Annotated in this window: 19 protein-coding genes; 7 read left to right on the forward strand and 12 right to left on the reverse strand. The window is 59.3% G+C overall.

What is annotated here, in order from left to right; all coding sequences use genetic code 11:
- Positions 1–15 precede the first annotated feature (15 nt).
- The 3 genes from VFQ24_09935 to VFQ24_09945 all read right to left on the reverse strand — a co-directional run bounded on the left by VFQ24_09935 (position 16) and on the right by VFQ24_09945 (position 2,575).
- Complete coding sequence (locus VFQ24_09935; GenBank protein HET9178660.1) at positions 16–1,113, reverse strand: MBL fold metallo-hydrolase; 1,098 nt, start codon at positions 1,111–1,113, stop codon at positions 16–18.
- A gap of 171 nt (positions 1,114–1,284) precedes the next feature.
- Positions 1,285–1,755: a hypothetical protein gene (locus VFQ24_09940; GenBank protein HET9178661.1), complete on the reverse strand. Its 471-nt coding sequence runs from the start codon at positions 1,753–1,755 to the stop codon at positions 1,285–1,287.
- A 247-nt stretch (positions 1,756–2,002) separates the two neighbouring features.
- Complete coding sequence (locus VFQ24_09945) at positions 2,003–2,575, reverse strand: DUF1442 domain-containing protein (GenBank protein HET9178662.1); 573 nt, start codon at positions 2,573–2,575, stop codon at positions 2,003–2,005.
- Between the two features lie 612 nt (positions 2,576–3,187).
- Between VFQ24_09945 and VFQ24_09950 the strand changes: the two genes are divergently transcribed.
- Entirely contained in the window at positions 3,188–4,486 is a 1,299-nt protein-coding gene (locus VFQ24_09950) for an HD domain-containing protein (protein HET9178663.1), read from the forward strand.
- Positions 4,487–4,492: 6 nt separating this feature from the next.
- Positions 4,493–5,035 (forward strand): hypothetical protein, encoded by a 543-nt coding sequence (locus tag VFQ24_09955; GenBank protein ID HET9178664.1) that lies wholly within the window; start codon positions 4,493–4,495, stop codon positions 5,033–5,035.
- Positions 5,036–5,234: 199 nt separating this feature from the next.
- Here VFQ24_09955 and VFQ24_09960 read toward each other — a convergent pair whose 3' ends face one another.
- From VFQ24_09960 to VFQ24_09990, 7 genes are all read right to left on the reverse strand, one after another.
- Positions 5,235–5,465, reverse strand: coding sequence for a hypothetical protein (locus tag VFQ24_09960; GenBank protein HET9178665.1), 231 nt, complete (start codon positions 5,463–5,465; stop codon positions 5,235–5,237).
- A 204-nt stretch (positions 5,466–5,669) separates the two neighbouring features.
- On the reverse strand, positions 5,670–7,160 hold the full coding sequence (locus VFQ24_09965; GenBank protein HET9178666.1) for a DUF4173 domain-containing protein: 1,491 nt from the start codon (positions 7,158–7,160) through the stop codon (positions 5,670–5,672).
- A 102-nt stretch (positions 7,161–7,262) separates the two neighbouring features.
- Positions 7,263–7,754: a transposase gene (locus VFQ24_09970; GenBank protein ID HET9178667.1), complete on the reverse strand. Its 492-nt coding sequence runs from the start codon at positions 7,752–7,754 to the stop codon at positions 7,263–7,265.
- 162 nt (positions 7,755–7,916) lie between these two features.
- Positions 7,917–8,660, reverse strand: coding sequence for a polyprenyl diphosphate synthase (gene uppS / locus VFQ24_09975; GenBank protein ID HET9178668.1), 744 nt, complete (start codon positions 8,658–8,660; stop codon positions 7,917–7,919).
- Between the two features lie 75 nt (positions 8,661–8,735).
- On the reverse strand, positions 8,736–9,158 hold the full coding sequence (locus tag VFQ24_09980) for a hypothetical protein (protein HET9178669.1): 423 nt from the start codon (positions 9,156–9,158) through the stop codon (positions 8,736–8,738).
- Between the two features lie 31 nt (positions 9,159–9,189).
- On the reverse strand, positions 9,190–9,579 hold the full coding sequence (locus VFQ24_09985; GenBank protein ID HET9178670.1) for a transcriptional regulator: 390 nt from the start codon (positions 9,577–9,579) through the stop codon (positions 9,190–9,192).
- Positions 9,572–10,186, reverse strand: a complete 615-nt coding sequence (locus tag VFQ24_09990) for a hypothetical protein (protein ID HET9178671.1) — start codon at positions 10,184–10,186, stop codon at positions 9,572–9,574. Before VFQ24_09990 ends, VFQ24_09985 begins: the two co-directional genes overlap by 8 nt.
- A 206-nt stretch (positions 10,187–10,392) precedes the next feature.
- On the opposite strand from VFQ24_09990, the gene VFQ24_09995 reads away from it, so the two are divergent.
- The gene (locus VFQ24_09995; protein HET9178672.1) at positions 10,393–10,659 is read left to right on the forward strand and encodes a cupin domain-containing protein; all 267 of its coding nucleotides are present in this window, start codon (positions 10,393–10,395) and stop codon (positions 10,657–10,659) included.
- Between the two features lie 39 nt (positions 10,660–10,698).
- Here VFQ24_09995 and kdsB read toward each other — a convergent pair whose 3' ends face one another.
- Positions 10,699–11,634, reverse strand: coding sequence for a 3-deoxy-manno-octulosonate cytidylyltransferase (gene kdsB, locus VFQ24_10000; GenBank protein HET9178673.1), 936 nt, complete (start codon positions 11,632–11,634; stop codon positions 10,699–10,701).
- Between kdsB and VFQ24_10005 the strand changes: the two genes are divergently transcribed.
- Complete coding sequence (locus tag VFQ24_10005; protein ID HET9178674.1) at positions 11,565–12,587, forward strand: AIR synthase family protein; 1,023 nt, start codon at positions 11,565–11,567, stop codon at positions 12,585–12,587. The two genes, kdsB and VFQ24_10005, sit on opposite strands and share 70 nt — an antisense overlap.
- Before the next feature lie 238 nt (positions 12,588–12,825).
- Here the strand turns inward: VFQ24_10005 and VFQ24_10010 are convergent, their stop codons facing one another.
- A complete protein-coding gene (locus tag VFQ24_10010) occupies positions 12,826–14,946 on the reverse strand; it encodes a winged helix-turn-helix domain-containing protein (protein ID HET9178675.1) in 2,121 nt (706 codons plus the stop codon).
- Positions 14,947–15,262: 316 nt separating this feature from the next.
- Here VFQ24_10010 and VFQ24_10015 point away from each other — a divergent pair, with 316 nt between their 5' ends.
- From VFQ24_10015 to VFQ24_10025, 3 genes are all read left to right on the forward strand, one after another.
- Positions 15,263–15,955, forward strand: a complete 693-nt coding sequence (locus VFQ24_10015; protein ID HET9178676.1) for a hypothetical protein — start codon at positions 15,263–15,265, stop codon at positions 15,953–15,955.
- Positions 15,956–16,306: 351 nt separating this feature from the next.
- Positions 16,307–16,564, forward strand: a complete 258-nt coding sequence (locus VFQ24_10020; protein ID HET9178677.1) for an ECF-type sigma factor — start codon at positions 16,307–16,309, stop codon at positions 16,562–16,564.
- On the forward strand, positions 16,554–19,412 hold the full coding sequence (locus VFQ24_10025) for a protein kinase (protein ID HET9178678.1): 2,859 nt from the start codon (positions 16,554–16,556) through the stop codon (positions 19,410–19,412). The genes VFQ24_10020 and VFQ24_10025 overlap by 11 nt, the downstream gene beginning before the upstream one ends.
- Positions 19,413–19,428: the final 16 nt, after the last annotated feature.

Genomic DNA, 19,428 nt, shown 5'->3' on the forward strand with positions numbered 1-19,428 from the left:
CAAGACTGGTTAGAGTTACGGAGTTATTGATCGTGAAGATAACCTTGGGGACGGGTAATCCACTTTGAAGTCATTGCGGGAATTGATCACCGTGAAGCCACCATCCGGACGCGCGGAAACCTCGAGATAGTGGCCCTGGTCCGGCTGCTTGTGCGCGTTGGCGATGTAGTCCGGTCCGGCATTGGCGTCCTTGCCGGCTGCCTCCGAATAGTGAAGCTGCCAGATGCGCTCGCGGCCCGGCGCTTCGTAGATCCGCTGCCACGCCTCGGGCGTGCCGCCCTTCGTCGCGCCATTGTCGATAAGGGTCACGCGCGGCTCGATCGCCCAAACGAGCGCCTTGGAATTCGAGATGGATTCCCCGTGATGACTGGCCAGGAAGACGCCAATCCGGCCCAGCCGGTTCACCGGGCACATCAGCGCGATTTCTTTGTTCCAGGTGAGGTCACCAAGATCGACAAAACGGAATTTCCCATAAGTCAGCACTATGCCCGACGACTGGGCGTTCTCCGAAGGATCCATCTCCATGGGCCTGGTTTCGTTGCAATACGGGTTCGCCTGGCCGGCGCCGTCGAGCGGCTGTTCGAGATGCCTGCCCGCCGCCGCAACCACCACGACTTTCACCCCGCGTAGCGGGATTGTGTCGCCGGGCTTCACCACTCGATGCCGCCCCTTTTGCGTGGCCTTCAGGTAGGCGGAATAAAGCTTGGGGCCATCCGCGCTTTTCTCTACGTCCGGGCCGTGGTCCAGGAAGTTGTCTATGGGGATGCGCTCGGCGAGCTGCGGCACTCCGCCGACATGGTCGGCGTGATAGTGCGTGATCAGCAGAAAATTGATGCGATTGATTCCCGCCAGCTTCGCAGCCTGCACAATGCGGTCCGCATCGCGGCCGTTGAAGCCCGCCCAGCCCGCATCCACCAGCAGCGACTGGTGAGCCGGCGTCACAATCAGCGTGGACTGCCCACCCTCAACATCGATGACGTAGATCTGCAGGTTCGCCGGATTCGCGGCTGCTTGCGCGCGCGCGCCAGGGCTGGCGGCGAAAACAGGTCGCAAGCCCGGCCACGCGGCCAGCGCAAAAAGAGCGATAAAGGTGAATGCGGATTTCATTCGCATAATGGCCCTCTCCGGGTGTGGATTGGCTTTCTCTCGCGCCATGCATTGTAGCGCGGATCGGTATGGCTCGTGGCTCTTGTTCTGGTAGCGTGGACCTTCGGTCTGGAGGTCCGCGGCCTTTTGGTCGAAAAGCACGTAAACCGCAGGCAGTGAGGACCCTGCGCTACGTTCTTAAAACGGCTGCCAGTTGGCGCTTGAGACGTACACGCTCTGCCCGTGGCCGGTGCTGTTGTCTTTGAGCGACAGGCAATAGAGCTGCCCTCGATTGAAACTGGCTTCGAGGGTGTGGTCCGTGCCGATCCAGGTCAGATGGAGCCCGTCGGCAAAATCCGTGGTGCTGGTGTCGGCCGCGCCGAGCGTCTGCTGCACGTTCGCGACCGCGGGAGTGCTCCTCAAACTTTGCGGGTGCGTCGTGCCGACGCCGGGCGCTTCCACCGTGCGGCCGTAATCCTCCGCCACCATGGAGTTGAAGAAATCCTGGATACGAGTGTCGCGCTCAGCGATTCGCGCGGCTGCCTGCGCCTTCTCCGCCCGCGGCTCGTAAACTTTGACGAAGGCGATCATCGCGGTGACTACCGCCAGCAAGACAAGCTGGACAACAATCACGCGCGTTGGAATCTTGCCAGTCTCGGATGAATTCAAAATGCAATTCCTCGCCTTTTGTATCGCGGTCTTTACGTCCCGCGGCCCTTGCTTTAATAAAACGCCTACTGAGGATCGCAAAATAAAATATGATGACAAGCTCGCGTAGCGCCGCCGTCCCGGCGCTACGGAAATCCGTCATTCTATTATGCAATCCTCATTGAGAACCGCAGGCCGTAGGGGAGCCCTTCGGGCTCCCGCCGCATTCATTTGAATCAATAACGGGAGGGCGGAGCCCTCCCCTACATTATTGCGGAAATCGTGTCACTTCCAGGCCCTTGCCGATGTTCAGCGTAATGGACTCGGCTCCCGGGCGTTGTCTCACGTGCGCCACATAGTCTTCGAGGCCGTGCGAGAGAATATTGTCTGCCACCACGATTCCACCCTTGGCGATCTGAAGCATGTCGAAGAAGCGGATGTAATCTTCCTTCTCGCAATCGATCAGGGCAAAATCGACTTCGGAAAGCTGCGGCAGCAGCGAAGCGGCGTCTCCCAGGCGATAATCGACCACCTGCTCGAGACCAAGGGAGCTCAACGTCTCGCGCGACTCGGCCTGGCGCTCGGCTTCAATCTCAATCGAAATCAGTTTGCCGCCGGCATCTTTCGCCGCAGCGGTCAGGGCAATGGTTGAAATCCCGCTGGAGCCGCCGATCTCAACCAGCCTCTGTGCGCCCGCGCCAGCCGCCAGCGCGCAAATAAACTCCGCGCTTGCGGGCTCCAGATTGCGGTGCCGCTCCGCCTGAGGCAGCTTCTTCGCATCCTGCTCCAGCTTCCTCTGCCACAAACGGTCAATCGCCGCCCGCTCCTTTTCTCCTAGCATCAAACCTCCTGCGGTTCTTGTCGCGCGGTCCTTTACGGCCCGCGGCCCTTCTCTTAGAAAAACACACAAGGACCGCAGCCCACAAGGGCCTGCGCTACAATCTGAGGCCCGGAGGGCCGATAGATTTTAGCCCACCGCGCAAGCGGTGGGATTCGGGTACGCAGCAAAAGATCCTCGCCCTCTCCGAGGGGAGAGGGTGCCCCGCAGCGCCGGGGCGGGTGAGGGGCCATTTCCGTGCGAATCAGCGCCCAGCGTTCGCGAACTGCGTCATACGCAGACAGAAGCCGAAAAATCTGTCGCTTTGTTCTTGGCATGTCAGTAACCATTTACCCGCGCTTCGATAATTTCCTTTGCATTTAGCGTTACTGAGGTATATAAATTTGCGCGTGTCATCGCACTTCACGAGCCCCGTGCGATGATCGAGCCCAATGCGCTTGCGGCCGAGACTTCAGAATTTCTCATTTCGTTTTGCTGAACAGGTTCTCAACATGGGCATTGGCCCCTGGTCGGGTTACTGCCGTCAGCGGTTTGCCGACGGTGGCCTTTTTCGAAACGAGTAGCCCACGGACAGGAGGAAATTGTCCGCGCCAACCAGCTGGGCGATACAAGTTGATGGCCAATAAATTTCACGAAATTCGCGATCCTTTACACGTTTTCATCAAATTCGACTCCGGCGAGCGGAGGGTGATCGACAGCACTCCGGTGCAAAGGCTGCGTCATATTCATCAGCTAGCGATGAGTTATCTGGTGTATCCGGGGGCCACCCATCGCAGGTTCGAGCACTCCTTGGGGGTAATGGAACTTGCGGGTCGCGTTTACGATGTCGTTAGCCGTCCGGATAACATCTATCACGAAGTTGTCCGGGAGTTTGTACCGCAGCAACAGGGCTACGAATACCAATATTGGCGATTAGTCCTTCGGCTCGCGGCCCTTTGCCACGATTTGGGCCACTTGCCCTTTTCACACGCGGCCGAAAAGGAGCTTCTTCCTGACGGCTGGGATCACGAACGCCTTACTATTGAAATAATTCGTTCCGATGAAATGGCACCCCTCTGGAATAATCTTAAGGTCGAACCTGAAGACATCGCCAAGTTGGCTGTTGGGCCTGCGAAGTATCCTGACTCACTGAATCCGTGGGAGTCGATTCTCTCAGAGATTATTTGCGGCGACGCGTTCGGTGTTGACCGAATGGATTACTTGCTTCGGGATTCAAAACACACCGGGGTCCCGTATGGCGGGTTTGATCATTACCGGCTCATTGACACTTTGCGAATTCTCCCCAAACCCGGCGAATCTGACGAACCCGAGCTGGGCGTCGAAGAAGGTGGGCTCCAATCTGCCGAGGCTTTGCTTTGGGCCCGTTACTTCATGTACACGCAAGTTTATTTTCATCCCATCCGGAGAATCTACGATATCCATCTCAAGGATTTCTTGACGGCATGGTTGCAGGGTGGACATTTTCCCACCGACATAGACAAGCTCCTCGAAATCACGGATAACGAAGTCACAACCGCCATGCTAAAGAGTTCGGCTGATTCGAACAGTCCTCAACACGACGCCGCACGGCGGATAATCGGGCGTGAACATTTTCGCCTTCTCTATCAAAGGAATCCGGACGATCTGGCTAAGAATATAGAATGTGTAGATTTGATATTTGAGGCGGTGAAAAAGGAATTCGGCCCTGAGCGGGTGAGGCGCGATTCATACAGCCAAAAAGGACGCGGAATCGATTTTCCAGTCTACACAAGAGACGGACGCATTGTCTCGTCCGTCTCAATGTCGGAAACCCTGAAAAAAATCCCCGTATTTGCAGTGGATTATGTTTTCATTGAGCCTTCAGCTCGTCAGGACGCGTTGCGCTGGCTTGGTCAAAACCGTGATACGATAATCAAAACAAGGGAGGAAGAGTGAGCTTCTATGCTCAAACAATTTCAACAGGACGCCATTCTGTTGTCTCTGGCTGAAGAGTTGCTTGCGAACGGGAGTTGGACTGGGGAGACCCATTTGCAGAAGGCTACGTATTTTCTGCAAGAGCTTGCGCGTGTTCCGCTTGGCTTCACTTTCATTCTCTATAAGTACGGCCCCTTCTCATTCGATTTGCGGGATGAGTTGACCGGAATGCAGGCAAACCTGCTGTTGAGCCTCAAGCCTCAGATGCCATACGGTCCGTCCTTGGTTCCCGGCGAGCTCAGCGGAACTTTCAAATCAGCCTACGAGAAGACAATCTCTCGCTATAGGGACGAGGTGCAGTTTATCGCTAAATGGCTGGGGGGGAAGGGCGTCGCAGAACTCGAAAGGCTTTCTACGGCTCTGATGGTTACGTTAGCGGATGCCGAACTCTGCGGATCTGACCAGGCTGGTCGTCTGCGCGAATTGAAACCGCACGTTTCATCGCAAGATGCCGATGCTGCGATCAATGAAGTTTGTAACATGCGAAGAAACTGGCGTGCGGTAGCCTGACAGCTACCGTTTTGGTCCTCTCTTCGCTGTTGTCGGCAGGCGTGCTTATCTCGCAGCACGCACCTGAACGTCGGGCCGGCCGCCGGTAGCTAATCCAACGAATACACGAGTTAGAGGTAACTGGTTTCGGGCGCCGGTTGCAGCATGGCTGAAGCCACGCATCCCGAGACCAGACCGCCACGGGCTTAGCTACGCGTTCCTACCGGGCTTTTTCCGACGTGCGGCTGGCGATCCAGTTCAGGATGCCGAGCGCCGGGACCCAATAGGGGAAAATTCCGTAGAGCGTGTCGCTCACGGAATGCGAATGGCGGTCAATTGCCAGGAAAGTATTGGCGCAGAACAGGAGCGTGAGAACCACGGCCAGCCATCCCGCCGCCGAAACCGGCGCGTAAATCCATCTCCAGGGCTTGAACCAGATTCGATTGTTCATGGGTGCATCCCTTCCGTTGTTCTTGAAGGAGAGCTCTCGAAGCTCCTGCGGGTACTTGTAGCGCCGCCCTTCAGGGCGGCATGCCGGGCTGACGCCCGGCGCTTCGAAATACCCCTCACCTGTCACGCCAAGTCGTGACACCCTCTCCTTGAGGGAGAGGGCTTTATTTTTTGGCGCGGGAGGGCAGGGCCCTCCCCTACAAGATCATCGCCTGCCCGTGCCGGACACCTGTTCCAACATGGCCCGATGGCTTTCGACGGCTTCGGCGGCACGTGCGCGGCCCCAACTCCACGACCGCCAGTCGCCGCGCTGGCCGGCTGGCCATTGCTTCAGGATTCGTGTGGCGATCGTGCGGCTGTCCTGTGGTTTCAGTTCCGAAAGATGCGCCGCCAGCGCCGGCACAGCGTCGGCGCTCAACTCGACAACGTAGCCCGCATCAAAGCGCCGCCCTTCCAGGGCACGCTCCACGTTGACCCGTGCGATCAGCGCGTCGGGGCTTACAACATGCAGCACGCCGATCAGCGCAAAGCCTGCAAGCATGGCGCCGAAGGCAAAGCGTTCCCGGCGGCCCCGCAGAACTGTGAAGGCAAACCACACAAACACCACCGCCAGCCAGCCCATGAAGGCGGTGGCGTAAAGGCGCTGCTCGGTCAATCCGAACTGCTCCGTGTAAAGCCGCATGCGCTCGAGCGCCGAGGCCATGATGACGAAGAGAAGAATGATCTGCACCCCCGCCACCGCCCGGAAGACGCGCGCTTGCGCGGGATTTTCCTGCCGCAGCAGCCAATGCGCCGCCAGCAGCAGTGGCAAGACCAGCGCGGCAACGGCAACCAGCTCAAAGAACCCACGGCGCGCATACTCGGCGTAGCTCAGCCCCGGGGTGATTCCCACCAGCGACGCGCCTCCAAACAGGTAGCGCACCTGGACGGCGACGAAGGCCAGGAACAGCAGATCGAGAAGTCCCAGCACGATGCCCACTTCGGTGATGCCCAATGAAAACAGGCGGGGAAGTTCGCCCGGTTGCTGGGGCAGTGCGTTTGCTATCAAGAGGCTGCGCAGCCAGCCTGCCACGATCCAGCCGCAAAAGAGAATCGTAAAAGCGTGCACGAACAGCCGCTCCAAATTGATGTGGAACGTTGTACGCACCAGGTTGTCAAACACGACGTCAGCCGACATCAGCAGCACGCCGAAAACCAGCAGCGGCGGCACCGCCAGCGCCACGCCACGGCCCACCGCCAGCGCCGGCCGCCCCTGGTTTTCGCGCGAGACTTCTTTCCACTCGATGTCGCCGAAAACCAGTGCCAAAGTTCCGAGTGCCGTATAAGCGCCTGCTGCCACCGCGGCTGCAAAATAATGGAAAAGGCTGGCCAGCGGCACTCGCACCCGGCCCAGCAGGGGAGAAGCCAGCGCCAGCGCCACCAGAATCGCCAGGGCATCCATCAGCTTGAGAGGAACGGAGGCCCGCCAGGCAAAACACGCCCCGAAAACGACCACGGGCGCCAGCATCCAGCGGTTTACCCGGGCACCGGCGGAAGGGTGAAGCCGGAGAATGATGGCCACCGTCGCCGCCAGCGCTGTCAGCCACAGGAAGACGTTCAGGCCCCAGGGAAACTGCCGAAGTAGAAGGTCGCCGAGAACTCCCATCACCGCCGCCCCGGCGAGTACACGCAATGCCAAAACAGTTTTGTCGCCCATGGGATTTCCTCTCCGCTTTTCGTAGGGGAGCCCTTCGGGCTCCCGCTGTACTGAGTTGAATCAAGAACGGGAGGGCGGAGCCTTCCCCTACAAGGCCGAACGTCAACTGATCTGCACGCTACCGGTCCATGGCCAATCATCTGGATGGTCAACTAGGCCGGCCCGTACCGGATTCATGCTGATGTATTCGTACTGCTCCATCTCGCTCTCGTACGAGCGAAGCCGATGATCGAAAAAGCTGCGTTGCCAGAGCTTCTTGATCCCGCAGGTCTCGCGCGCGAGGTCGGCTGTCTTCTTCTTGAACGCGCCAACAAGGTCGATTAGCGAACGCGACCCGGGGTTCGCCAGCAGGTGGAGGTGCGTCGGCATCAAGCAATAGATCCGAATGGGGCATCGGCACCGCACAGCCTCCCCGCGCAACACAGCAACGACTTCGTCATTAAATTGCGGTTTCACGAAGTATCGCTGGCGCTGTTCGGCATCGATTGTCAGGTTGAATACGCTCGCGGGATTCGCGTAGTCGATCCGAGGCAGGCGGATGGGCTTGCGCTTTGGTAAGGAAGTTTTTTTGTCGTCTGATGCCTCATCATGCATATAGCGGCGCCTCGGTTGATTGCAGGTTTTCGTAGTTGTATTCACTTTGGACCAAAAGCGGGAGGGCAAAGCCCTCCCCTACAAACCGCGGTTTTCGTAGGGGAGCCCCCTGGGCTCCCGCTGTACTGACTTGAATCAAGAACGGGAGGGCGGAGCCCTCCTCTACAATTGCTCTACCGCGGCGGGGACGGCGCCGAAGCGGCGGTCGCGCGAATGGAATTCCTTGAGGGCGTCGCGGAGGTCTTCGCCGGTAAAGTCCGGCCAGAGCACGGAAGTAAAATAGAGCTCGGCGTAGGCGCATTCCCACAGCATAAAATCGCTGAGCCGCTGCTCGCCGCCGGTGCGAATCAGAAGATCGACTTCGGGAACCGCTTCGCCCTCTGTGCCGGCCAATAGCTGCTCGAATTCTGCCTTCTGATCTTCGGGGCTTGACCCCTGCGGGCCCGCCGCATTCCACCGCTGGGCGGCTTCGAGAATGGCGTGCCGCGCGGAGTAATCAATTGCCAGGCGCAGGTGGAATCGCGTGCAGCCGCTGGTTGCGCTCTCGGCGTACTCGATGGTCTGGAGCAGCGAGGCGGGCAGGCGGTCGCGCCGGCCGATGACGCTCAAGCGGACGCCGCTCAAAATCCAGAGCGTGGGCTCGGTGAAGAGGAAATCCTCAAAAATTCCGAACAGGCGCGCCACTTCTTCCGGCGGGCGCTGCCAGTTGCCCGAGCTGAAGGAATGGAGCGTGAGCGTGCTGACGCCCGCATCGGCCGCGGCGGCAATCATCCGCCGCACGGTTTCCACGCCGGCCAGGTGGCCTTCCGGGCGCTCCAGGCCACGCTCGCGTGCCCACCGTCCGCTGCCATCCATGATGATGGCCACGTGAAGACCGGTGCGATCAGACTGGGAAGGACTTTGCATCTTGAAACAACCTCCGGGCATTTACGACTCGTTCCGGGCCTCGGGGCCGGCCCCGCACTCCCCGCTGCGAGGGCCTCAGCCCACGATCAGTTGATGGACTGCAAATGTGAGAATGCCTCCTGCCGCGAGAACCGCCGCCGCAAGAAGCACCGTCCCAAGCTGCCGCGCCAGGAGTTGAACGGCCGCGGCTGCGTCACGGCGAAGGGCCTGGCTTCTGCACCACTCGCGCCAAAGCGCCGAGCCGCCCACCACCAAAGCGGCCAGGGGAAGGGCGAGGAACATCAGCGCCGCATCCAGATGCGAGACGTGCGTCCTGGCCCATTCAAAGATCATCCAACCCGCGCTGCCCGGCTGAGCTAGCCTGGGCTGAAGCTGGCGAGCCACTGCGCCTGCCAGGAAAAAGCCTGCCGGCAACACCAGCAACCATCCGGCAAGAGCGGCGAGAAACAATTTCGGGCGGCGGCTGCCCTGAATTTCAACGATTGCACTTTGCATCATAAAGTTGCCTGCGAAAAAAATTTTGCCGTGCTCACTGCGCGCGCGTGGCCCGGATCAATGCCTCCATGTGGTCAAGGTAATTCTCAAGCGCCTTGCGGCCCGCGGGCGTCAGGCGATAGACGGTGCGGGGCAGGCGCCCGTCAAACGACTTGACACACTCGATATATTCGGCGTCCTCCAGCTTGCGCGCGTGGACGCTGAGATTGCCGTCAGTGGTCTTGAGCAACTGCTTGAGCTCGTTGTGGCTGAGGGAAGTGTTCACCGCCAGCGCGCTCACAATGCCCAGGCGAATGCGCTCATGGATCAGGCGGTCAAGCCGAGACGCGCGGCTGACCTTTTCCACTCGAACGCTCCGTTCCTCGGGAGCGTCGTTGGCGGCTTCCGCGCCCTGCTCGCGTATCCATGCGTTTGTCTTACCCACCATGCCTCCAGGCGATAATCGCGCCGAAAATGAGATGCAGGCCGCCAAAACCTACGGCCATGTAAATTTCTCCCCAGGCGGCGGGCGAAAAGAGTGCGGCCGTGCCCAGAACCATGAAGGCCACGCCCATCGCCGGAACGACTCGGACGGAGAACGCTCCGCCAGTGACCACTCCCGCTCCGTAAAGCAGCAGCCACAGGCCCGGGAGAACGGCGATGGAGCCGGCGCGGAAAAGAAATAGACTGAGCAGGGCTCCGGCAACCAGCGGAGGAGAAAGGCTCAGCGCAAAACGACGGCCCGGCTGGGAGAGCAACGGCGTGTCTGCCTTGCGCGCCTTCTGCAGCATGGCGACGGCGCCAATCAGGCAGGAAACCGCCGCCTCAATAATCCAGACGCCCAGCCAGAGGGTAGCGTCAGGCTGCGCGGAGGCAATGTAAGCCGCCACCAGCGCCGTTACGCCCATCAACATGCCGCCAAAGCCCGGAACCGCCGTGAACGATGCCGCGCCTTCCATCGTCTCGCGGATGTAACGGAGATTGTCCATGGCGCGGGCTTCGAGCGCCAGGGGGTCGGATGAGCCGGGGCGGATGGGACGAATTCCAGCCATAAAGAAGAAATACACCTGCTGATTAGCGTTGTCAAGTACTTTGTATCACAAAGTACCACCCCTCTGCCCTGCGGAAATGTGTGCAATTTTGGCACATTTTCGCTTTTTCTGCTTCAAAGAAATTCCATTGGTGTAGCATTATGTTGGACTTAACTCCAGAAATGCCATTGCTGCGTCAGAGCGAGATCGACCAAGAGAGTGGCGCCATGAAGCTCAAGGATTGGGAGAACAAACTCCACGAGGAGGGTTTTGGCAGGACCTTTGTCTGGCAGGATGGTCCTGGAGCCTACTATCCCGATCATACCCACTCAATGATCACCGCGCATGTGATCCTCGATGGGGAGATGACGCTGACTTCCGAGGGCGAGACGCGCACCTACAAGGCTGGTGATCGCTGTGATGTTGCCGCCGATACGATCCATTCCGCTCGCATGGGACCGCAGGGTTGCCGATACTTGATCGGGGAGCAGTAAGCACGTGACGCTCGACTATCGCGCACGACGCAAGAATCCTTATCGTGTAACGGGCAGAGTGATGTTCTCCCGCTGGAAGTACTCCTCCACTTTGCGCAGGTCGCCTTCCGTATCCACTCCCACCGTATCGTTCGCGGTCTCAACCACATCAATCGGGATTCCATTCTCGAGAAACCGAAGCTGCTCGAGCGCCTCTGCCGATTCCAGCTCTGACGGCGCCAGCTTGCCAAACGTCGCGAGCGCCTCTCGCGTGTAAGCGTAAAATCCCAGATGCTTGGAATATCGCACACCACCTGCGCCGGCGCGGTCATATGGGATCGACGAGCGCGAAAAATAAAGCGCGCGGCCGCTATGGTCCGTCACAACCTTGACGTCATTCGGATTCGCGGCCTCTTCGGGAGTGATCGCCACCTTCAGCGTTGTAACCGTCGTGACCTTCTGCTGGCGAAAAGGCGCGATGAGCAGCTCGATGTGCTGCGCGGTCACCATGGGTTCGTCGCCCTGGATGTTGACGTATAAATCCGCAGGCTCGCGGCCCATCACCTCGATCACGCGATCTGAACCCGAGCGGTGCGCGGATGAAGTCAGCGTGGCCGGGATCCCGAGCGCGCCACAATGCGCCATCACCTCTTCAGAATCGGTCGCCACCACCAGTCGCGCAAAGCCGGGCCAGGCGCGCGCGCGGCAATAGATCCACTCGATCATGGAATGCCCGCAAATCAGCCGGAGCGCCTTGCGAGGCAGGCGAGTTGATTCCAAACGCACCGGAATAACGCCGATCACCTTGTTCATAGTCGCCAAGAGAGCGAGGTTACCCTTTTGCGCGGGTCCTGACAAGCCTCTGCTGCTGCGGCTTACCCGGACCGACTGTTCTGCCGGCGCGCGGCGCGATATACTCGGCTGCAATGCCGCAATCAAAACCGCTTCCGGCTGGAAAACTTCCGCCGCGCCTGCTCGAACAATTGTTGAAATCATGCGCAGCCCCAGCGTCCTCCGGAGTTGTTCTCGGGCCGCGTTATGGCGAGGACGCAGCGGTGCTCGAGACCAGCGGGAAGCTTCTGGTTGCCAAGACCGATCCCATAACCTTCACGGCTGACCGCATCGGCTGGTACGCGGTCAACATCAATGCCAACGACCTTGCAACGATGGGCGCGCGCCCGCGGTGGTTCCTCGCCACGTTTCTTTTTCCGGAGAAGAAGACCACGGACGCCCTGGTCAAGAAAGTTTTTGGTGAAACGTTGAAGGCCTGTCGCGCGCTTGGCATCACGCTGTGCGGCGGTCACACCGAGATCACCATAGGTCTCGACCGTCCGATTATTGTGGGCCAGATGCTGGGTGAAGTCGAGCTGGACAAACTGGTGCGCAAGGAAAGGCAGAGGCTGGGCGACCAGGTGATCCTCACTAAGGGCGTGGCCATTGAAGGCACCGCCATCCTGGCGCTAGAGAAAGCGCACGAATTGCGGGGAAGGATTGCGGCAAAGCATCTCAAACACGCGCAGCGATTACTCTCGAAGCCCGGCATCAGCGTGGTGCGTGACGCACAGGTGGCGGTCGCGCACGGGGAAGTCCACGCGATGCACGACCCCACCGAAGGCGGCTTGCTCACCGGGCTCGTTGAACTGGCGCGTGCAGGCCGCGTGGGCATGCGAGTGTGGAAAGAAAAGATTCCGGTGCTTCATGAAACGCGGCTGCTGGCGCGCCTGCTCGGGTTCGATCCGCTCGCTATGCTCGCTTCCGGGGCTTTGCTGATTGTCGCTGGACCTCGCAGCGCGATGCGAATCGTCCAGGCATTACGGCGCAACCGGGTAGCCGCGCAAATAATAGGCGAGGTTTGCAGGCCAAGCGATGGCATCACGATGGTGGAAAACGGTCGCGCCCGACCGATCAGAGTTCCCGAAAGCGATGAAATCGCCCGCCTGCTGGAGTGAGCCGCTGGGGCGACCTCCGACGCGCCGATCGACGCTACTTCAATGCGCCATCCTCCTGAGAATGGGTGTTGGCGCCGACCTTCTACTACGGGAAGGAACTGCTCATTGGATAGCGGATGGATTTTCTTTGAGTTTCGCTAGCGGCGGGATTAACACGTCATGATGGCGATCGCGCCCCGGCGGGATCCCCGCGCCTGCTCTTGCATCTACGTTTCCAGAGACATCTTCAGCGGCGCCGTTACGGCGCAGTCCAGTCAACCGCATAGATTTCGTCGATACTGGTGTCGAGCAGAAGCATCGGCGAGTCATCAGGCGCAAGCCCCGTCCACTGTTCGCCAGCCATGGTCATTCCCGCGAGACTCGCGACTTGCTCGACCTTTCGGTCCCTCACCCGCACGCGGTAGAAGGCTGTGTTGCTGGCGTCATTGAAGTAAACGTATTTGCTGTCTCGCGACCAACTTGGGAAGCCAATCGCCATCTTCACCAGCTCTTGCCACTTCTGACTTTTGAAATCGAAGAGCGTCAGGCGTGTGGAATCGCGCGGCATCGCCACCAGGTACCTGCCATCGGGCGACCAGCGCGCGGAATACAGACCTTCCGATCCTGGCACCGGCGTAACCTGCCTGGTTCTCAGATCTACGACCTCAATATCTCGCTCCTGGAGCGAGCGGACTTCCACAAAAGAATTCTTCGAAAAAACCAGCCGGTTGCCGTCTGGCGACCAGACGGGGTCAGTCTCTTCGCCCGTATCCTGCGGCAACACTCGCTCGGGTTCGCCGCCATCGGCCGGCACGACATAAATCTTCACAGCTTCCCCTTCTCCGAGCTTCAGGCCGATAAACGCAACTTGTTTCCCATCCGGCGACCAGCGGGGCAGAAGCGCCTGAAGTGGGGGGAAGGTGAGTTGAAGCTTGCTGCTTCCATCCGCCTTGCTGCGCCAGAGACTGTTTTGGGGATAAGAAAGATACGCGATCCATTTACCGTTTTTCGAGAAATCCACGTCCTCAATGGACGCACCACCAAGATAGGGAACGAAACTCTTCGACCGCGCGTCGTATCGAACCAGTTTCCCCCGAGGCTGAATACCCAGCGAAAAAATCCTCTTGCCGTCCCTGCTCAGGACCGGAGACAGCATGTCCATCGGCCCGGTGGTCAACTGGATGGGCTGGCGCGAAGCTCGGCTGAATAAGCCGGTCGTCTGCGGCAGCGCCCACAATGCGGTGACGCCGTTGCGGGTTGCCTGGAAGACGAGGTATTTCCCGTCCGGCGTCCAAACACCGCAGCACTCAGCCGGGGGATTACTCCAACCCGGGAGAAGCTGATGGAGATTTGTACCGTCGGCCCGCAGCTCCCACAAGGATTGGGCGCCGGTCTTTTTGTTCAGAACGCTGATATCCAGGCAGGAGCTATCCGGCGACCAATGAAAGCCAAAGCCATCGCCAGGGAGGCTCACAAGTTTTTTTGCATCCGTGCCGTCCGGGCTGGCTGTGTAGAGGTCGTCCCCCCTTGCAAAAGCGATTCGTTGCATATCCTGCGACCACGCAGCAGTTTGCGGGTTCAGGTTTACCATCAAATTGCCAACACGTCGTGGCGATCCTGCCAGGACGGGCACAACCCAAACTGGCGCCATGTCGGCCGTCGTTGTGAACTGAGTCATGAGGAACTCGCTGCCGTCGGGAGAAATATCCAGCGGAAATGCCTGCGGGACTGAAATCGCGGCAGCGGGCGCAACCTCGCCACCATGCACGGAGACCTGCGCCATTTCCAAGGAGGGGATATTCCCCTCGCCGAAATAAATGCGCGAGCCATCGCTGAGCAGCGGGCCGGACTTGGCTTGTCCGTCGTTGGTGAGCTGGACCATTCCCGTGACTTCGGGTCTAGTAGAAGGTCGAGACAGCCAATAAGCGCCTGCCAGCAACGCGGCGAGCACCCCGGCCGCTACCATGACCCATCGTCGTGATGATGGCGCCCCTTGGCGTACATGTACTGGCTCCTCATTCCCAGTAGATGAAGTGTGATCAGTGCGTTCTACCGGGCCGAGAAAACGGTACCCCCGCCGCGTCAGGGTCTCAACAAAACGCGGATTGCTGGCGTCGTCGCCCAGCGCCTCCCGCAGCTTGTTGATGGCCTTGCTTAATCCGTGCTCGAAATCCACAAAGGTATCGGCTGGCCACAGCCTCTTGCGCAGGTCCTCCCGCGTCACCACTTCCCCCGGCCGTTCCAGCAAAGACACCAGCACCTGGAAGGGCAGCTCTTGAATTTTTATCTTCAGCCCATCGCGGCGCAGTTCTCCCGAGCGGAGGTCTGCCTCGAAAATCCCAAACCGAACCCGCGTTCCCGGGGCCGGATCTGTTTTCATGGGGTTCCCCTGAGTGCCCCGATTATACGGCGGCGGTGCCGGTTGATCAAGACGAGTAGGGAAACTCGCACGGGAGGCAGTTGATTCAGCATAGTTTGCCAGGGGAAATGCATTTCCACCAGAAAGGACACGCCGTCCATTGATCTCCTCACACTTCAGGCCCAGGCTGGCGCTGCGTCGAGGCGTTTGGGGCGACAGCCAACCGGGGCGATGACTTCAGGGATTCCCCTTTCACTGCTCGACTTGTTTGGACTTGCCCTCCATAGAAAGCGAAGCCGAGACGCCAGCCTTGCGCTGCACAGGGAAGGAGGGGAGCATGAAAACAAAAGCTTCGGAGGTGTTGAAGCATTCCAGGCGGGCATGCAAGCTGCTTTTGGCAACCTGCGTTTTCATCGGACCGGTGGGAAGTAGCCTGGCAAGGTCACGCAAGGTCCAGGACCAGGCTGTGGTTAGCGTAGCGATTTACGACTACGCAAATGTCGGCAGGACCCACCTTGGGCAGGCCGAAGGCCATGCCGCAGGGATTTTCGCGAAAGTGGGTGTGCGCATCGCGTGGACGGATTACTCGCTGAGACCGGGAACGGGCAGGGCCAAGCCTGAAAACTCGGACGCGGATTTTTTCGTTCGGATACTTCCTGGCTCCATGGCAAGGCGAGGGAATCGCAGAGCCGGCGCACTGGGCGAGTCGGTCATTTCACCGACGGCCGAAGGACCATTGCCAGGGGGGACTGCAAACGTGTTCTATGATCGAGTGGAGCACATTTCTTCCTTATGGGACCTCGACCCTGGGAAAATTCTGGGTGATGCCATCGCGCACGAACTGGGCCATCTGCTGCTTGGCGCTAACCATTCGGACCAGGGCATCATGAAAGCACTCTGGAGTGTCGAGGATTTGGAAATGGCAAAAAGCGGCAAACTTTGGTTCTGCTCGGCAGAGACGGCGGCAATTCAGCGCGCGGCGCGGTCATTGCCGCAAAATCTCTCAACGATGGCCGCCGCTCCGAACTGATTTGCCGGACGGGGTGTGCATTCGCACGCGCGAAAACGCCCCTCACCCGGCCGCTTGCGCGTCCACTGCCCTCGGGATTTCAGATTCAAGATTCCAGAGCGAAAGCGATGGGTGCATGGGAGCCGGCGAAAAGCAGGCAGGAGGCAATGGGCAGGGGGCTGTCAGCAGGTGGGAGGCAGGCCGTGCTGCGGTAGAAGACACGGCCGGGCCCGCCCTGAGCGAAGCGAACGGGATGGCCATGCTACGAAATAGTAACCCCACCTGGGCCCCCACCATTCGATCCTCTGGACTGCCTTTTGCGAAAGTGCTAGAATTCAGACATTCTAGTCCTTACTCCGAGGCGAATAACCCATGCGGCGGGCGATTTTTGCCCACGACGTCACCCCGCTACTCCGGGGCTGGAGCCGGGGAGACGCTCAAGTCCTGAATCGGATCGTGGGTTTCGCCGACCGTAATGTTCGCCGAATCGCGGACCGGTGCCTGGCCCGCGAATACTCCATCCAAACCGTGCAGCCCACGGCTTTCATCAATGAAGCACATCTACTGTTGATAGACGTGCAGCACGTCCGCTATCGCGAACCGCGCGGAGATAGACGAGATGCAACCTGAACGCTGGCAGGAGATCGACAGGCTCTTCCACGCGGCGCTGCGGCGCGAGAAGAACGAGCGGCACGCCTTTTTAGCGAGCGCCTGCGCGGGGAACAAAGACCTGCGCCGGGAAGTGGAATCACTGCTGGAGGTGGATGAACAGGCGGGAAGCTTCCTCGAGACTCCGGCCATCGAAGAGGCTGCCGAGGCCCTGGCAAGGGCAGAGTCTGAATCGCACCACAGTGATGATTTGCAACTGGCAGGTAGCACGGTTTACCACTACCACATTCTGAAAAAACTGGGCGGAGGCGGGATGGGAATCGTCTACGAAGCCGAAGACACCCAACTCGGCCGTCGTGTCGCCCTCAAGTTCCTGCCGATCGACGCCGCAGCGGATGCAAGATCGCTCGAGCGCTTTCACCGCGAGGCGCGCGCGGCTTCGGCACTGGGCCATCCCAACATCTGCACGGTATACGATATCGGTGAACACGACGGCCGGCCCTTCATCGCCATGGAGCTGATCGAGGGGCAAACCATCGCGGAGGTGGTGAGGCGTGGACCTTTGGCGACTGAGGAAGCAGTGGGAATTTCCCGTCAGATTGCTGAAGCCCTCGTAGAAGCTCACGAACGCAACATCATCCATCGTGACCTGAAGCCGGCCAATGTTATGGTGACTGCAAAGGGCCGGGTCAAGGTGCTGGACTTCGGACTGGCAAAGTGGGTGCGGCCTGTCGAAGCAGACGCATCCACCGAGGAAAGCCTCTCGCAGACTCGGCCGGGCGCCATCATGGGCACGATTCCATACATGGCGCCGGAGCAATTGCGCGGGGAAGCGGTAGACAGACGCACCGACTTGTATGCTCTGGGAGTAATTCTTTATGAAATGGCGACGGGCGTGCGTCCGTTCCCTGAAGAGGATACAACCCGGTTGATCGTAGCCATTTTGACACAGGCGCCTCGCGCGCCGCGTGAACTGAACCCCCGGATTACCCCACAATTGGAAGCAGTCATCCTTAGGGCGCTTGCTAAAGAACAGGAGAAGAGGTACCAAACTGCGCAGGAATTGCTTGCAGATCTTGGCTATTCAAATAAGGTCGCGAGCCTTGCGGCGGCGCCGAGCGAAGCCTGGTGGCGTCCGACCTCATCGCGCCGGCGGGCGACACTTATTCTCACTGCGGGAACCGTCACTGCCGCATTAGCAGCGATACTTTTTCTTGCGGTCCCGGCCTTGCAACGCCACCTCAAACTGTCATCGTCTTCCTGGAGTCTTCCCAACCAAAAGCAACTTGCCGTCCTGCCTTTCTCCGTTCGTGGCGGGATGCCGGATGACAACGCATTCAGCCGTGGCCTTGCTGAGACAGTGGCCGCGAAGCTCACGGAGCTTTCACCCGATCGCTCGCTCCAGGTGGTTCCGGTTGGCGACCTCTCAGCGCGACACGTCGAGACCGCGACGGAAGCGCAAAAAGCCTTCGGGGTGAACCTCGTTCTCACCGGGAGTTTCGAGCGGGTGGGCGACCGAGTTCGCATCTCGTATGCGCTCGTTGATCCCTCCTCAATACGCCAGTTGCGGGCTGAGACCCTCACCCTTGCCGCCTCAGATCCGTTCGGCATCGAGGACCGCGTCGTGCAGGGTACAGCCGCAATGCTTCGGCTGGACGTTCCGCCCGCCGCGCGCCAGTCTGTCGAATTGCATGGCACAAAGGTGGCCGGCGCGTTTGAGGAATACCTCAAGGGGCTTGGCTATCTGCAGAACTACGAAAGGGCCGAAAACATAGACAAAGCCGTAGATTCTTTTCAATCCGCGCTCAACGTTGACAGTGCTTACACTCTCGCCCATGCGGGACTCGGGCAGGCCTACTGGCTGAAATACACTGCAACGGCAGACACCGGCTGGGTGGATAAGGCGCAGGAATCGTGCGGCCACGCCGTCACACTTGACTCAAAGCTCCCTGCCTCACACCTTTGCCTTGGCATTCTCGAAAGCGGTACCGGCAGATATGCTCAAGCGGCCGGCCAATTCCAAAAGGTGCTCGAAGCCGAGCCGACCAACACATCTGCCTATCAGGGCCTGGCTGACGCTCAATACCACCTGAAGAGGACCAGCGAGGCTGAAGCGACCTACCAGCGCGCCATCAGCATGCGGCCCAATTACTGGGCCCCCTATAACTGGCTGGGAGTGCTCTATTTCAATACCGGCCAATCAGAGAAGGCCGCGGTGATGTTCAAAAAAGTGAACGATCTCGCGCCAGGCAACCACGTTGGCTTATACAACCTGGGTGCGGCGTACTATGTGCTCGGAAAATGGCCCGAAGCGGAAGAAGTACTCAAGAAATCCATCGCCAACCATCCCAGCGAAGTGGCGTATTCAAATCTCGGCACACTGCAATACTCTGAGGGGCACTTCGGGCAATCGGCCGGGTATTTGGAGAAGGCCGTCCAGCTCAACCCAAAGGACGCGATGCTATGGGGCAACCTGGCCGACGCTTACAAGTGGTCATCCCATGGCCGGGTCAAGGCCGTCACCGCTTATCAGAGAGCTGCTGCCCTTACACGAGACGGCCTGCGTGTGAATCCCAAGTCTTACGACAAGCTGGGGGAATTAGCAACCTATGAAGCCCAAAGCTCGAACTTTAAACAGGCAATGCATGACCTGCGACGGGCCCTTTCGTTTGCGCCAAAAGATGTTCAACTAATGTACAACGCTGCGCTTGTTTACCGCTTGGCAGGTCAGCGGGCCAGGGCTCTCGAATACCTCCGGCGCGCCATCAGAAGCGGATATCCTGTCCAAGCGATCCGTTCTGACCCTGAATGGAGCGCGCTGAAAGTTGATCCGGAATTTCAAGAACTTGTCCAAACCGAGTCGCATTAGGGAGAGTGTCAAAAAT

The sequence above is a fragment of the Terriglobia bacterium genome (genome assembly GCA_035712365.1).
In the GTDB taxonomy this organism is placed as follows: Bacteria; Acidobacteriota; Terriglobia; order UBA7540; family UBA7540; genus SCRD01.

Excerpts from the sequence above, each read along its gene's own strand:
- VFQ24_10015 (HET9178676.1), top strand. The coding sequence starts at position 15,263 with ATGAAAACAAAAGCTTCGGAGGTGTTGAAGCATTCCAGGCGGGCATGC.
- VFQ24_09980 (HET9178669.1), bottom strand. The coding sequence starts at position 9,158 with ATGATGCAAAGTGCAATCGTTGAAATTCAGGGCAGCCGCCGCCCGAAA.
- VFQ24_09995 (HET9178672.1), top strand. The coding sequence starts at position 10,393 with ATGAAGCTCAAGGATTGGGAGAACAAACTCCACGAGGAGGGTTTTGGC.
- VFQ24_10025 (HET9178678.1), top strand. The coding sequence starts at position 16,554 with ATGCAACCTGAACGCTGGCAGGAGATCGACAGGCTCTTCCACGCGGCG.
- VFQ24_09970 (HET9178667.1), bottom strand. The coding sequence starts at position 7,754 with ATGCATGATGAGGCATCAGACGACAAAAAAACTTCCTTACCAAAGCGC.
- VFQ24_09965 (HET9178666.1), bottom strand. The coding sequence starts at position 7,160 with ATGGGCGACAAAACTGTTTTGGCATTGCGTGTACTCGCCGGGGCGGCG.
- VFQ24_09935 (HET9178660.1), bottom strand. The coding sequence starts at position 1,113 with ATGCGAATGAAATCCGCATTCACCTTTATCGCTCTTTTTGCGCTGGCC.
- VFQ24_09950 (HET9178663.1), top strand. The coding sequence starts at position 3,188 with ATGGCCAATAAATTTCACGAAATTCGCGATCCTTTACACGTTTTCATC.
- kdsB (HET9178673.1), bottom strand. The coding sequence starts at position 11,634 with ATGATTTCAACAATTGTTCGAGCAGGCGCGGCGGAAGTTTTCCAGCCG.
- VFQ24_09945 (HET9178662.1), bottom strand. The coding sequence starts at position 2,575 with ATGCTAGGAGAAAAGGAGCGGGCGGCGATTGACCGTTTGTGGCAGAGG.
- VFQ24_09960 (HET9178665.1), bottom strand. The coding sequence starts at position 5,465 with ATGAACAATCGAATCTGGTTCAAGCCCTGGAGATGGATTTACGCGCCG.
- uppS (HET9178668.1), bottom strand. The coding sequence starts at position 8,660 with ATGCAAAGTCCTTCCCAGTCTGATCGCACCGGTCTTCACGTGGCCATC.
- VFQ24_09955 (HET9178664.1), top strand. The coding sequence starts at position 4,493 with ATGCTCAAACAATTTCAACAGGACGCCATTCTGTTGTCTCTGGCTGAA.
- VFQ24_09990 (HET9178671.1), bottom strand. The coding sequence starts at position 10,186 with ATGGCTGGAATTCGTCCCATCCGCCCCGGCTCATCCGACCCCCTGGCG.
- VFQ24_10005 (HET9178674.1), top strand. The coding sequence starts at position 11,565 with ATGCCGCAATCAAAACCGCTTCCGGCTGGAAAACTTCCGCCGCGCCTG.
- VFQ24_10010 (HET9178675.1), bottom strand. The coding sequence starts at position 14,946 with ATGAAAACAGATCCGGCCCCGGGAACGCGGGTTCGGTTTGGGATTTTC.
- VFQ24_10020 (HET9178677.1), top strand. The coding sequence starts at position 16,307 with ATGCGGCGGGCGATTTTTGCCCACGACGTCACCCCGCTACTCCGGGGC.